Below are 13898 nucleotides of genomic sequence, written 5' to 3'. Positions count from 1 at the left end.
TGAATGGCGACTATTCTGCCGAATCAGCCCGCGCTCAACAACGCATCCACTTCAGCCGTGCCCGGTGAGGTGGCCGGCCCCCAGCGCGTGACCGCCAAGGCCGCCGCCGCATTCGCGCGACGTGCCGCGACAACAGGCGCCAAACCGTTGGCCAGGCCGGCGATAAACACTCCGGCGTGGGCATCTCCCGCACCATTGCTGTCCACCGCCTGGACCTTGAATCCCGGCACATGCTCGGCCTGCCCGTTACGGCTGACCCAACAGCCATTCGGCCCATCGCGCACCACCAGCAAGGAGTTGGCGGACAGGTGGTCGTTGAGCTTGAGCAATGCGCCAGCAAGGTCGCTGGCACCGGTGAAGGCCAGCGCTTCAGGACCGTTGCTGGTCCAGATATCAATGCGCGGCAACAAGGCGACCATCAAGGCCGAGTCCGGCGCCTTCACCAACGGGCCCGGATCGAACACCACCGTGATCTGGCGCGGCAACGCCAACAGCCAATCGAGCAACGCTTGCGCCTTGCCTTCCAGCAGCAGGCTGTAGCCGCTGACGTACACATAGTCGTCGTCGCGTGGTACCGCATTGGCCAGGTCTTGCGCGAGCAAATCACCTTCGGCGCCGATATGGGAGATGAAAGTGCGCTCGGTAGTGGCTTCGGTCAGGGACACGCACAGGCCGGTGTCCTTGTCGTCGCTGGCGGCCAGGGCCATTTCAATGCCTTCGGCCTGCATGGCCGCACGTGCCAGGTCGCCGAAGCGGCCGTTGCCGTGACGGCCCAGATACACCACCGGCAACCCGTTGCGCCGGGCCGCAGCCATCACGTTGAAGCCGCCGCCGGCTTCGAAGCTGGCGGAGTTGGCCAATACATCGCCGCCGGTGGCAGGCAATGTGTCGAGGGACATGACCAGGTCGACGATGACCTGGCCGCTGTGCAGCAATCTAGACATTAGCGCTCTCTACCAAAGCCGGGCGACGATCAGCCGCGCCCCCCAGTACCGCATAAATCCCGCCGGCCACCAGGAAGGTGACGATCCAGCCCAGGCCGTTGTGGCCCAGCCACGAATCGGACAACGGCCCGGCGAACCAGATGTTCTCGGCCGTGGTGCCGATGGTGGTGAAGCTGAAGCCCAGCACAATCGCAATCGCCCAGGCGCCAAATGCACGCCACTCAACCCCGCCGCGATACCAGTAGGCGCTGCTTGGCGTCACGTCCAGCAGGTCTTTGGGGCTGTAGTAGTGACGATGAATCAGGTCGACCACAAAGATCCCGACCCAGGCGGTGATCGGTACCGCCAGCAGCGAGATGAAGGTGATGAACGGGCCGTAGAAACTGTCGGCAATCAGCATGAAGTAGATCGAACCGGCGAAGATCGCGACGATGTCGACAATCACTGCGTGCACGCGCTTGACCTTCAAGCCGAGGGTCAAGGTAGTGAGGCCCGCCGAATACACCGACAGGTTATTCGATAGCAGCAGCCCGCCAAACGCGGTGATCAGGTACGGCACTGCCATCCAGGTCGGCAGCATGTCGCGGATCGCGATGATCGGATCAGTGGCCGACGCCAGGTCGTTGTTGCCCACCGACAGCAGGCCGCCGAGGGTGATCAACAGCACCAGCGGAATCCCCGCACCGAAGGCGGCAGACGCTACCAGGCGCACGGCCTTGACGCTGCGATGCTGGTAGCGCGACATGTCGGCACCGGCGTTGGCCCAGCCGATACCGGTACCGGCCGCCATGGTGCCGATGCCGATGATCATCGCGCTCAACGGCGCTGGCGTGGCGTTGAACACCGCGCTCCAGTCGATGGTGGCGCAGAGGAAACCGCCCACCAGGATATTCAGTGCGCCGAACACGTAGGTGGCCCACTTCTGGATCACCAGCAAGGTGGCGTGGCCCAGGCCCGATACGGCGAGGGTCAACAGCACGAAGATGCCGATGAACAGCAGGGTCAGTACCGGGGCGCTTTTGGCGGCAACCGGCGAGTTGAACAGGATCGAGCACAACGACAGCAGCACAAACGCCGCCGTGGTGGTGTTGACGGTTTCCCAGCCCAGGCGCGACATCAGCGACACCAGGGTTGGGCCGATATTGCCGCGTACGCCAAAGATCGCCCGGGACAGGGTCAAGCTCGGTGCACGGCCACGACGGCCGGCGATGGAGATGATGCCCACCACCGCAAACGAGCCGGCGGCGCCGAGGATCGCCACGATGATTGCCTGCCAGATCGCCAGGCCGCGAAACGCTACGAGGGTCGCGCCCAAGGGCAAACCGAGGATGCTGATGTTGGCCGCAAACCAGACCCAGAACAGTTGCAGCGGATGGCCGTTGCACTCGCCTTCCGGGACCGGCTCGATGCCGCGTGTTTCCAATTGCCCGGCGCTTTGGCCGGAAGAGGACGTACTCATGGTGGGGTGCTCCTGATGCCTGTTTTTTTGTGGTTGTGGCAGGTTGGCAAGTTGAATCTGTGTTCCGGTCTTCCTGACTCGACTGGATCAATGTGGGAGCTGGCTTGCCTGCGATAGCGTGGTGTCAGTCGATGATTCATCAACTGATCGACCGCTATCGCAGGCAAGCCAGCTCCCACATTTTTTGATCTGCGGTGCTCAGCGCAGATCGAGCAGGCCTTGGACCAAGGGCTCCAGGTCCAGTCCGTTCACCTGCTTGACCTGTTCAATCATCGCCTCAGGCCAGCACTGCATCCCCAGGCACGCACCGAGCATTGCGCCGAGAATCGCGGCGATGGTGTCGGTGTCGCCGCCGAGGCTGGCGGCCATGCACAGGGCTTCGAAGGCATTCACTTCACCCACCGCGACTTGCTGCGCGAGGGCAAACGACACCACCACCGATTCCTGGGACGCCACGGAGGTGCCGATCAATTCGTACAGCAGGTCGGTAAACAGCGCCTTGTCGCCGCTGTCGACGCTCAAGGTGCGCGCCCAACTGATGCGGGTGGCGATGCGCCCACCGGCAATCCAGTGGCCGTGGTTTTCCGCCTGTTGGGCGATCTGGGTGCCGATGTTCAGCGCTTCGCCCAGGTCGACGCCGTTGATCCCGGCGGAAACCACCGCCGCCACCGCCGCCGCACTGGAGATCCCCAGATTGGTGTTATGGGTGACCTGGCACGCCTGGATCACCGCCTGGATAAACTGCGCTGTGTCGTTGACGTCCGCCGCAATGCCCACCGGGGTGATGCGCATGGCGGCGCCGTTGGTGGTGCCGTAGCGCCCGGATTCTTCCGGGGTATGGCCCGCCAGGATCATGTCGATCGCACGCTTGGTGGACGGGCCCAGCAAATCCTGGGAACCCTTGGCGCGCATCACCGCTTCCCAGTCGATCAGGCGCTGGGCCAGTTCGGTGGGTTCGATCTTGCCTTGGCCGTCCACCAGCAATTGGCCGACGAGAATCGCCTGCTCAGTGTCATCGGTGATCGAGCCCTTGGGCATGTTCGGCGCGATTGGCTGATCGGCGTCGGCATCTTCCAGGGCGGTGATCGCGCCGAAACGCGCCTTGACCTGCTCGCGGCTCAGGGACTGGGTGGGCATGCCCAACGCATCGCCCAGGGCCAGGCCGTAGAAGGCGCCGAGGGCGCGGGTAGTGGCGGTCATGTCGGTGTTCCAAATTGAAGGTGCAGGCGAAAGTGCAGCGGGTCGAGCAGGCTTTCGACGGATTCCATGAAGCGGTCTTGCCGGTCGTACGTGGTGCGCAGGGCCTTGAGGAACACCGTGCCCACCGGACGGCCCAGCAGTTGGGCGTCTTCTTCGTTCAACGGCTCGGCACCGATCCATTGGCTGCCGGTGGCGCCGACGTAGCCGTAGGCTGCCAGGGTGATGGTCAGGGAGTTATCGATCAGGCCAACTTGCGGCAGGCTCTCGAGGCCACCGGAGGCCGGCATCAGCGAGCGCTCCAGGGACACGAACGTGCCGTCGGCGGCGCGACGGCGGCGATCGAGGGCGATAAATTGGTCAGTGCCGTAGCGGCTGAGCAGGTCCGGGCGGGTGACCGCTTCCAGGCGCAGGATTTCGGAGGTGACCACTGCGCCGGTGTCGGCGAGGGCCTGGGCCCAGCCGCTGCGCTGGTCGAGCACCATGCCGTCGAAGGTGACGATCGAGCCAACACCGCTTTGGGTAGCGATGTAACTACGGCGCTTGAGCTCGGCGAGGGCCTCACGCAAGGTGCCGCGGCTGACGGAAAACTCTTCGGCCAACTGGTGCTCGCCTGGCAACAGGACACCGTCAGCCATCACTCCACCCTCGATACGGCGGATCAGCTCGTCGACGACGCGTTTTTTCTTATCAAATCGGACATGTCTAATCATGTACAAATTGATAACCGAAAGCGCCCGGCTACGGCAAGCGAATTATTTCAGGGGAAGCAAGAAATCAGCCTCAGGGCTCCAGGCCGATGGGGAAAAATACCCCGCCGCTCCAGACCCCAAGCCAGTTCTGACCGTTGATCGGGCGGGTCACCGCCAACTCCACCAACTGATAGAACGCATTGCGGTGAACCAAGGCTTCGAGGTTGGTGCGCACCCGCAAGTACGGCGAGGGTTCCTGGGTGTCCGGGTCAATCACCACCCGCAGCGGATGTTCGATACCGGCCTCGACCGATTCATCCACGTTGGTGGTAAAGCGCAGCACCTGGCTCTCGCCCTGCCCTTCGACTTCCAGGGTAACGGCGACGAAGGGGGCGTCATCGACCTTGATCCCGACCTTTTCCACCGGGGTGATCAGAAAGTAGTCATCGCCATCGCGGCGGATGATGTTGGAGAACAGCTTGACCATCGGCTTGCGGCCAATCGGCGTGCCCATGTAGAACCAGGTGCCATCGCGGGCAATGCGCATGTCGATATCGCCGCAAAACGCCGGGTTCCACAGATGCACCGGTGCGGGCCCCTTGCCCTTGGGCAATTGTGCCAACAGGTCATTGGCCTTGGCCGAATCGGTCATGCAGCTCTCCTTGTGACTTACTGATCGCTCATGCCCAACAGGCTGCGCGCGTAGTGCGCCAGGGGCTTGCCGATCAGATCTTCAGGCTTGTTGTCGTGGAACGTCAGTAAACCGCCACGGCTGTGAATCCGCACAGTATCAATCAAATACTGGGTGCTGGTCTCGATCAACATGACCTGAATGGTGCCGGTGTCGATACCCAGGCGATCCACCGCCTCTTGGTCAGACCATTCATCGGCGTTGCCGATCCGGTCGTCTGCCTGGGCAAAGCGGCAGTACAACAGGTAATGCGCGCCGGCTGCGCGGGCTTCAGACATCGCCTGCTCCAGGCCTTCGGGCTTGCGGGCGCGGCGGACCATCGGGAAGTATTCGACAAAACCGTTGAAGGCTTCCTCGGCCACCACGTTAGGCCGTGGATAAGCACTGCCCGGCGGGGTGAAGGCGCCCTGGGCGATGAAGACAAAAGAGTCCGGCTGTATGCGGACCGAATTGACGCGGCGGGTATCGCTGTGGTCCAGCAGCCCGGCGTCGCTCATCTGATAGCGCGTGCCTTCGGCCATATCACTGACGGTCATGCAGCCACCCAGCGCGAGTGACGCCAGCACCAAAACCAGACTACGCATCCTAATTCTCCAAAGGCCGGTGACGGAAAACCGGCGAATGGGCACGAGATGCAGATTTTGCGCCAGCTTGCGGGACTAGCCGCCGATGATCTTCATGATGGTAGCGCCGCCGGAGAATGCCACTTCCTGCTTGTCGCCCAAGGCCTTGACCAGCAAGCGCTGCAAGGCCGGCAGAGCCTGGTGGCGGGGTTTGTCCAGCAGGTCGCCGACGTAGTGGCGGTTGCTCGACGACAGGCAGCCATGCAGCCAGCCGGTGGACGACAGGCGCAAACGCGAGCAGGTCCGGCAGAACGGCACGCTTTCATTGGCGATCACACCGAAGAAGCCCTTGCCGGGCACTTCGTAGCGCACGGCAGTGGCGTCCACCGGAGCGTTGGCTTGCAGGTATTCGTGCTGTTCGCCGATCAGGCTGAGCAGTTGCTGGAGGCTTACGAACTGCTGGAGGAACGCGTTGGAGTCAGTGGCCAGGTGGCCCATGCGCATCAATTCGATAAAGCGCAGCTCATAGCCACGCTCCAGGCAGTAGTCGAGCAGCGGCATCACCTGGTCGAGGTTCTGGCCGCGCAACGGCACCATGTTGACCTTGATCTTGATTCCAGCGGCGCTGGCCTGATCCATTCCATCAAGTACCGTGGCCAGGTCGCCACCGCGAGCGATGCTGCGGAAGGCATCGGCATCCAGGGTATCGAGGGACACGTTGATCCGGCGAATCCCGGCATCCACCAGCAGCGGCAGTTTGCGCGCCAGCAGTTGGCCATTAGTGGTCAGGCTGATATCACTCAGCCCCATCTGCCCCACCGCGCCCATGAAGGCTTCCAGCTTGGGGCTGACCAACGGTTCACCGCCGGTAATGCGCAGGCGCTCGATGCCGGCGGCCTCAATCAGGTACTCAACGCCGCGCGCCATCGCCTCGGCCGACAATTCGTCCTGCGCAGCCACCAGCCGCTTGCCGTTGGGCACGCAGTAGGTACAGGCGTAATTGCAGGCTGAGGTCAGGCTGATCCGCAAATTGCGGAATCGCCTGCCTTGACGATCAACGATCATGGATCACTCCGGCAGAGGATAATTCGGGCACGCCAAAACCTGACTGAAAAATCAAGTTTTGGCAAGGTCCTTGCCTGAGTATATTCCTGGGTTACTGCGCTGGGCAGGAAATCATATCGCCATCACGCTGGCGAATGATTCAAGTGGCCGGCGCTTCGGCGTTCGGCAAATCGGTGCTGTGCTTGCGCTTGTTGCCCATGCGCACGCCGATGTCCATCAGGAATTGGAAAAAACCTTCCTGGTCTTCCAGCACATTGCTCCAGAACGGCGAGTGGTACAGCGCCACGGCGCCGTGCACCAACGCCCAGGCGGCGCAGTAATGGAAATACGGCGGCACGTCTTCGAGCTTGCCTTCGCTGATGCGGCCCTTGATCAGCAGGGTCAGGCGCTCGAAGTTCGAGGCGCGGATCTTGTGCAGCTCCTCGACCATTTCCGGCACCTGATGGCCCTTCACCACTTTTTCTTCCAGGCGATCAAACAGGCGGTAGCGCTGCGGGTCACGCATGCGGAACTCGAAGTAGGCGCGGGACAGCGCTTCCTTGTCCTTGTCGACATCGGCCGAGTGCAGCAGCTCGTTCAGGTCGCGCTCGTAGTCGAGCATCAGGCGCAGGTAGATCTCGGCCTTGGACTTGAAGTGCTTGTAGATGGTGCCTTTGCCGATACCCACGGCATCCGCAATCATCTCGACGGTGACGCTGTCTTCACCCTGGTCGAGGAACAGCTTGAGTGCGGTGTCGAGAATTTCCTGCTCGCGGCGGCGAAACTCACGGACCTTGCGGGGTTCTTTGTGCATAAGAAAAAGGTCTGCAGAGATGGATATTGGGAGGGTGGCGTGCCCCAAGCCGTGCTTGTCGGAACGTTTTACCCGGTGCGCGGGATTATCCCGACTGAACGGTCGTTGGGCAACGCCTATATGAACAACCTTTGCACTTAACTTACAGCGCGCCAACGAATCAGCCGATTTGAGTCAGAAATAAAACAGGTGATTGCCACCTGTGCATCGCAACCCATGAGAACTCAACCGAAGCGCGCGTATTCCAAATCTGTTTAAAAAACGATCAGAAGCGGCTGGACTGAATCGGATACTGATCAATACTTGAAATGTCGGCGTGGCATCTCCCCCAAGTGACGCGTCGACCTGGGTACCGACGGACTGCGTGCCCTTGTTTTACTCCTAATGGTCTTAGCCCGGATTCACCCCCCCAGAACCCGGGTTTTTTTTGCCTGCGATTTAGTGGCCGACGTGGGCCAGCGGGAACAGACGCTTGAAGTTCTCGGTGGTCTGTTCGGCGAAGCGCTCGTAGGACTCGCCCCGCAACATCGCCAGATAATCCGCCACATCCCGTACGTATTCCGGCAGGTTGGGTTTGCCGCGATGAGGGATTGGCGCCAGGTACGGCGAATCGGTTTCCACCAGCAGGCGGTCTGCCGGGACCTGACGCGCGACATCCCGCAGGGCATCGGCATTGCGGAAGGTCACGATGCCCGACAAGGAAATGTAGAAACCGAGGTCGAGGGCGGCCTTGGCCATGTCCCAGTCTTCCGTGAAGCAATGCAGCACACCGGCCTGGGGCAGCGCGGCTTCGCGCAGCAGGGTCAGGGTGTCGGCACGGGCGCCGCGGGTGTGGACGATCACGGGTTTGCCAGTCTGCTGGGCGGCTTGCAGGTGCAGGCGGAACGACGCCTGCTGCAACTCGGCGGCTTCCGGTTCGTAATGGTAATCCAGGCCGGTCTCACCGATGGCGACGACACGCGGGTGATTGAGTTCGCCGAGCAGCCAGTCGAGGGCCGGGGCTTCGCCAGGCTTCAGGTCCAGCGGGTGGATGCCCACCGAGCAGTCGACGTCGGCATAACGATCGGCCAGGGCTTTGACGTCGGCGGCGTTTTCCGCGCTGACGCCGATGCACAGGAAGTGCCCTACCCCGCGCTGGCGCGCGGCTTCGAGGGCGGCGTCGAGGGAGCCGCCGTGCTGGGCCAGGTCGAGGCGATCAAGGTGGCAATGGGAATCTACGAGCATAGGGGTCTACAACTTGAGTCACGGAAAGTGTCAGGCCAACGATACACCCGTCGGCCACTGAAATTAACGCCGGCCGAGCAAGCCGACCCACTGCACCAGCAAGGCCTCAAGCAACAGCACGCGGTTGAGGTTGGCCTTGCCCAGGACCTTCTGGCGCTGGGCGAGGATCCAGTCCTGAATGTTCAGGACCTTGTCCTGGGCACTTTTCTGCGCGAGGTATTGCACCACCTTGCGCATGTCCGCCAGGCCCAGGCCGTTTTCGTCCTGGGTCAGCTGGTAGCGCAGGATCAGGCTCGACCAGTCGCAAAACCAGTCAAACAGCAGCAACAAGGGAATGTCTTTCCAGGCGCTTTCGGCCAGTTGTGTGGCAGACAGTTCCTGCTTGAGCAGCTTCTTCACCCCATCCACCACCAACGCGCGCTGTTCCCGTACGCCCTGGGCCTGGAGCTTGACCGCCGCCAAGGGCGACCCGGCCGCCAGGGTCAGCAACTCGACACGCTCGGCCTCGCCACACTCCGGCAGTGCCTGGGCCAGCCACTGCAGGCTCATGGCTTCGCTCGGCAACGGGCAGGCCTGTTGCACGCAGCGGCTGCGGATGGTCGGCAGCAGGCGGCTGGACTGGTGGCTCACCAGCAGCAACACGGTATCGCCGGACGGTTCTTCCAGGCTCTTGAGCAAGGCGTTGGCCGCGTTGATGTTCATCGACTCCACCGGCTCGATCAGCACCACCTTGCGCCCGCCCATCTGCGCGGTCTGCACCACGAAGCTGACCAGATCACGCACCTGGTCGACCTTGATCGCCTTGTCGGCTTCTTCAGGCTCCAGCAGGTAGTTATCCGGATGGCTGCCAGCCTTGAGCAGCATGCAGGATTTACATTCCCCGCAGGCTTCCAGGCCGTTGGGCCGCTGGCACAACAAGCTGGCCATCAGCCGCTCGGCCAGGGCGCGCTTGCCGATGCCCGCCGGACCATGGAGCAAGTAGGCGTGGGCGTGCTGGGCACGGCCCGCCAGTTGCTGCCAGAGGCTGTCCTGCCACGGATAGGCTTCAGCCACGGACACGCTCCACAAGCTGCGGCAACAGGGCGTCGATGGACTGCTGAACCTGAGTCAAAGGTAGTGCGGCGTCCAACAGGTAGTAACGGGCGGGGTCGGCTTCGGCGCGCTTGAGAAACGCGCTGCGCACAGCTTCAAAAAACACTCGGGTTTCCAGTTCGAAACGATCGAGGCGACCCCGGGCGGTGGCGCGGGCCATGCCGACTTCCACCGGGAGGTCGAACACCAGGGTCAGGTCGGGCCGCAAATCGCCCTGCACGAAGGTTTCCAGCGTCGCAATGCGCTCAAGGGACAAGCCACGGCCGCCGCCCTGATAGGCGTAGGTGGAGTCGGTAAACCGGTCACAAATCACCACCGCGCCACGGGCCAGGGCCGGGCGAATGACTTCGGCCAGGTGCTGGGCGCGGGCAGCGAACACCAGCAGCAGCTCGGTGTCGGGGTTCATCTGTTCGTCGCCCGGGGTCAGCAGCACTTCCCGGATACGCTCGGCCAGCGGCGTGCCGCCGGGCTCGCGGGTCAGCAGCACCTCGATACCTTCGGCGCGCAGGCGCTCGGCCAGGTATTCGCGGTTGGTGCTTTTGCCGGCGCCTTCCGGGCCTTCCAGGGTAATAAACAAGCCAGTCACAGGCAGTCCTTAGTCAGAGTCATTGCGAGCTTTGCGGCGCGGTGTCATCGGGTGCGGGAGACGGCTCGGCGGGCGTACCCACCGGTGCGTCTTCAGGTTTTGCCGCCGGTGCGGGCGCGGGTGCCGGGCTGGAACGGTAATCGGCACGACGCTTCATCTGAAACTCACGCACCGCCGCGTTATGGGCCTCCAGGTTATCCGAGAAGATATGGCTGCCGTCGCCACGGGCGACAAAATACAGGCTGCTACCGGCCACCGGGTTCAGCGCGGCATGAATCGCCTCACGTCCGACCATGGCAATCGGCGTCGGCGGCAGGCCGGCGATCACATAGGTGTTGTAGGGCGTGGCTTCCTTGAGGTGCGCACGGGTCAGCTTGCCGGTATAGCGCTCGCCGAGGCCGTAGATCACCGTTGGGTCGGTTTGCAGCAGCATGCCGATCTGCATGCGTCGCACGAACACCCCGGCAATCTGGCCGCGTTCTTCCGGCACACCGGTTTCTTTCTCGACCAGCGAGGCCATGATCAGCGCCTGATAGGGTTCGGTGTACGGCGCATCGGCGGCGCGTTTGCTCCACTCCTGGGCGAGAACATCGTCCAGGCGGTTGTAGGATTTTTTCAGCAACTCGACGTCGCTCATGCCACGCACGAAGCGGTAGGTGTCAGGGAAAAAGCGGCCTTCAGGGAAGACACCAGGGTGGCCGAGCTTTTCCATCACCTCACTGTCACTCAGGCCCGACAGGGTTTGCTCGAGCTTTTCATGCTTGGCCAGAGCGGCGCGTACCTGGCGGAAGTTCCAGCCTTCCACCAGCGTGATGCTGTACTGCACCACTTCGCCACGCTGCCACAAACCGATCAGGCCCTCGGCGGTGAGGCCCGGGGTCATGCGGTATTCGCCGCTGTGCAGCGGCTGGCCGTCGAGGTTGAAGCGCCAGTAGAGACGCAACCAGAACGCATCCTTGAGCACGCCGTCATTTTCCAGACGATTGAAGGTGCCGGTGGGCGTCGCGCCGGCCGGTACATCCAGCAATTGCTCCTGGGTCAGATTCAGGGGCTGCTCAAGGGCCGAGTTCAGCTTCCAGGCCGAAGCGCCCAGCAGCAAACCCGCCAGGACCAGGCCGATCTCCAGCAACAATACAAATTTACGTCTCAAATCAAATATCCAATAGTGCGCGAACAATGCCCTGCAGTTTACGGGTGAGCGGCCCAACCGACCAGCTCATCGCAGCACATCCGCGCACCGGCCAAATGCCATATACGCTGTTGCACACAAAGACTTCGTCAGCCTGTTGCAGCTGCTCAAGGCTGATGTCGGCCACGCTGGTCGGAATGCCCAGCACCTGGGCCTGGGCCAATACCTCGGCCCGCATGACGCCGGCGACGCCACAGCGCTTCAGATCAGCGGTCAGCAACACGCCATCACGCACCAGGAACAGGTTGCTGAACACGCCTTCGATGACTCGACCGGACATATCCAGCATCAAACCCTCGGCGTGATCGGCATCCTGCCACTCGGCGCGGGCGAATACCTGTTCCAGGCGATTGAGGTGCTTGAGGCCGGCAAGCAACGGTTGTTCGGACAAGCGGGTGGTACACGCAAACAGGCGAATGCCTGACGCTGCATGTTCCGGGGGATAAGTGGCAGGTGGACTGCCTTGCAGAATGCGCCGCGGGGGAGCCCCAGCGCTGATGCCGTAACCGCGCTGGCTGTCGCCACGGGTCAGGATCAATTTGAGTACACCGTCGCCGAGGGCGGCGGCATAGGCCAGCAATTCGCTGCGGATCAACGGCTGATCCGCAACAATCGCCAACCGCCTGCAACCCTCACCGAGGCGCTGCAGGTGGCGGTCGAGCAACACGGGCTGCCCGGCCTTGACGGCAATGGTCTCGAACAGGCCATCACCGTACGCCAGGCCACGGTCTTTCAGGGGCACTGCGCCCGCCGGCTGACCGTCAACCCAGCTTTCCATCACTCGGCGAACCGGCGGAACACCAGGGAACCGTTGGTACCACCAAAACCGAACGAGTTGGACAACACCACGTCGATCGGCATCTTCTGCGCCTCATGAGGCACGAAGTTCAGGTCGCAGCCTTCATCCGGCTCATCGAGGTTGATGGTCGGCGGAGCGACCTGATCCTTGATGGCCAGCACACTGAAGATCGCCTCGACCGCGCCCGCCGCACCCAACAGGTGGCCGGTCATGGACTTGGTGGAGCTGACCGCCAGCTTGTAGGCGTGCTCGCCGAACACCGACTTGATGGCTTCGGCTTCCGCCAGGTCGCCCGTCGGAGTGGAAGTGCCGTGGGCGTTGATGTACTGCACCTGGTCAGCGTTGACCTTGGCATCACGCAACGCATTGGTGATACAGCGGGCAGCACCTGCACCGTCAGACGGCGGCGAGGTCATGTGATACGCATCACCGCTCATGCCGAAGCCAATCAGTTCGGCGTAGATGGTGGCGCCACGGGCCTTGGCGTGCTCCAGCTCTTCGAGCACCAGCGCACCGGCGCCGTCGGCCAGTACAAAGCCATCACGGCCCTTGTCCCACGGACGGCTGGCGCGGGTCGGCTCGTCATTGCGAGTCGACAGTGCACGGGACGCGCCGAAGCCCCCCATGCCCAGGCCGCAGGCGGCCATTTCGGCGCCGCCGGCGATCATCACGTCAGCTTCGTCATAGGCGATATTGCGCGCCGCCATGCCGATGCAGTGGGTGCCGGTGGTGCACGCCGTGGAGATGGCGTAGTTAGGCCCCTGAGCCCCCAAGTGGATGGACAGGAAACCGGAAATCATATTGATGATCGAGCCAGGCACGAAGAACGGTGAAATTCGACGGGGGCCAGACTCGTGCAACGTGCGGCTGGTTTCTTCGATATTGGTCAGACCGCCAATACCCGAACCCATGGCCACGCCGATGCGCTCACGGTTGGCGTCGGTGACTTCCAGGCCGGCATTACGCACCGCCTGAAAACCGGCTGCCAGGCCGTATTGAATGAACAGGTCGAGTTTGCGGGACTCTTTGACCGAGAGATATTCCTCGACATTGAAGTCCTTTACCGAGCCGCCAAAACGGGTGGAATAGGCAGAAAGGTCCGTGTGTTCGATCAGACCAATACCACTGCGGCCAGCCAGAATGCCCTGCCAACTGCTCGGCACATCCGTACCCAGTGGCGACAACATACCCATACCGGTGACTACGACGCGTCTACGCGACACAGCACTCTCCTTTTTCTAATGACGACACTTTGCATCAGGCTTAAAGGAAAAAACCGCACGCCATAGGGCAGTGCGGTTTTTCCATCACAGCAAGCGACGATTACAAACTATTACGCCTGGTGGCTAGTAACGTAGTCGATGGCAGCTTGAACGGTAGTGATTTTTTCAGCTTCTTCGTCCGGGATTTCGGTCTCGAATTCCTCTTCCAGAGCCATCACCAGCTCAACGGTGTCAAGGGAGTCGGCACCCAGGTCTTCAACGAAGGAAGCGCTGTTGGTCACTTCTTCTTCTTTAACGCCCAGTTGCTCGGCAACGATTTTCTTGACGCGCTCTTCGATGGTGCTCATACCGTGTTTTCACTCCTAATGGACAAATTCAGGC

Annotated in this window: 15 protein-coding genes; all 15 read right to left on the bottom strand. The window is 62.2% G+C overall.

Going from position 1 to position 13898, the window contains the following annotated elements; genetic code table 11:
- Positions 1 to 23: 23 nt before the first annotated feature.
- Positions 24 to 944: a PfkB family carbohydrate kinase gene (locus LIY45_RS16775; protein WP_026077772.1), complete on the bottom strand. Its 921-nt coding sequence runs from the start codon at positions 942 to 944 to the stop codon at positions 24 to 26.
- Positions 937 to 2403: a cytosine permease gene (locus LIY45_RS16770; protein ID WP_063027958.1), complete on the bottom strand. Its 1467-nt coding sequence runs from the start codon at positions 2401 to 2403 to the stop codon at positions 937 to 939. Before LIY45_RS16770 ends, LIY45_RS16775 begins: the two co-directional genes overlap by 8 nt.
- A gap of 198 nt (positions 2404 to 2601) precedes the next feature.
- Positions 2602 to 3603 (bottom strand): ADP-ribosylglycohydrolase family protein, encoded by a 1002-nt coding sequence (locus tag LIY45_RS16765; protein ID WP_226476959.1) that lies wholly within the window; start codon positions 3601 to 3603, stop codon positions 2602 to 2604.
- On the bottom strand, positions 3600 to 4313 hold the full coding sequence (locus tag LIY45_RS16760) for a GntR family transcriptional regulator (protein ID WP_226476958.1): 714 nt from the start codon (positions 4311 to 4313) through the stop codon (positions 3600 to 3602). The genes LIY45_RS16765 and LIY45_RS16760 overlap by 4 nt, the downstream gene beginning before the upstream one ends.
- Positions 4314 to 4383: 70 nt before the next feature.
- Positions 4384 to 4944, bottom strand: a complete 561-nt coding sequence (locus tag LIY45_RS16755) for a DUF1285 domain-containing protein (protein ID WP_017475803.1) — start codon at positions 4942 to 4944, stop codon at positions 4384 to 4386.
- Between the two features lie 17 nt (positions 4945 to 4961).
- Positions 4962 to 5567 (bottom strand): DUF4823 domain-containing protein, encoded by a 606-nt coding sequence (locus LIY45_RS16750; protein WP_004371272.1) that lies wholly within the window; start codon positions 5565 to 5567, stop codon positions 4962 to 4964.
- Positions 5568 to 5642: 75 nt separating this feature from the next.
- Positions 5643 to 6611 (bottom strand): radical SAM protein, encoded by a 969-nt coding sequence (locus LIY45_RS16745; RefSeq protein ID WP_017475804.1) that lies wholly within the window; start codon positions 6609 to 6611, stop codon positions 5643 to 5645.
- A 139-nt stretch (positions 6612 to 6750) separates the two neighbouring features.
- Positions 6751 to 7404, bottom strand: coding sequence for a TetR/AcrR family transcriptional regulator (locus tag LIY45_RS16740; RefSeq protein WP_017475805.1), 654 nt, complete (start codon positions 7402 to 7404; stop codon positions 6751 to 6753).
- 438 nt (positions 7405 to 7842) lie between these two features.
- Positions 7843 to 8628, bottom strand: a complete 786-nt coding sequence (locus LIY45_RS16735) for a TatD family hydrolase (RefSeq protein ID WP_017475806.1) — start codon at positions 8626 to 8628, stop codon at positions 7843 to 7845.
- 63 nt (positions 8629 to 8691) lie between these two features.
- Complete coding sequence (locus LIY45_RS16730) at positions 8692 to 9681, bottom strand: DNA polymerase III subunit delta' (protein ID WP_017475807.1); 990 nt, start codon at positions 9679 to 9681, stop codon at positions 8692 to 8694.
- Entirely contained in the window at positions 9674 to 10306 is a 633-nt protein-coding gene (tmk, locus tag LIY45_RS16725) for a dTMP kinase (protein ID WP_226476957.1), read from the bottom strand. Before tmk ends, LIY45_RS16730 begins: the two co-directional genes overlap by 8 nt.
- A 19-nt stretch (positions 10307 to 10325) precedes the next feature.
- Positions 10326 to 11456, bottom strand: a complete 1131-nt coding sequence (gene mltG / locus LIY45_RS16720) for an endolytic transglycosylase MltG (RefSeq protein WP_226476956.1) — start codon at positions 11454 to 11456, stop codon at positions 10326 to 10328.
- A 1-nt stretch (position 11457) separates the two neighbouring features.
- Positions 11458 to 12273, bottom strand: coding sequence for an aminodeoxychorismate lyase (gene pabC / locus LIY45_RS16715; protein ID WP_226476955.1), 816 nt, complete (start codon positions 12271 to 12273; stop codon positions 11458 to 11460).
- On the bottom strand, positions 12273 to 13517 hold the full coding sequence (fabF, locus tag LIY45_RS16710; RefSeq protein ID WP_026077774.1) for a beta-ketoacyl-ACP synthase II: 1245 nt from the start codon (positions 13515 to 13517) through the stop codon (positions 12273 to 12275). The genes pabC and fabF overlap by 1 nt, the downstream gene beginning before the upstream one ends.
- Before the next feature lie 110 nt (positions 13518 to 13627).
- The gene (gene acpP, locus LIY45_RS16705) at positions 13628 to 13864 is read right to left on the bottom strand and encodes an acyl carrier protein (RefSeq protein WP_004371293.1); all 237 of its coding nucleotides are present in this window, start codon (positions 13862 to 13864) and stop codon (positions 13628 to 13630) included.
- Positions 13865 to 13898: the final 34 nt, after the last annotated feature.

The organism is Pseudomonas sp. MWU16-30323, from assembly GCF_020515595.1.
GTDB lineage: Bacteria > Pseudomonadota > Gammaproteobacteria > Pseudomonadales > Pseudomonadaceae > Aquipseudomonas > Aquipseudomonas yamanorum.
This window is presented reverse-complemented; position numbering and strand designations above follow the sequence as displayed.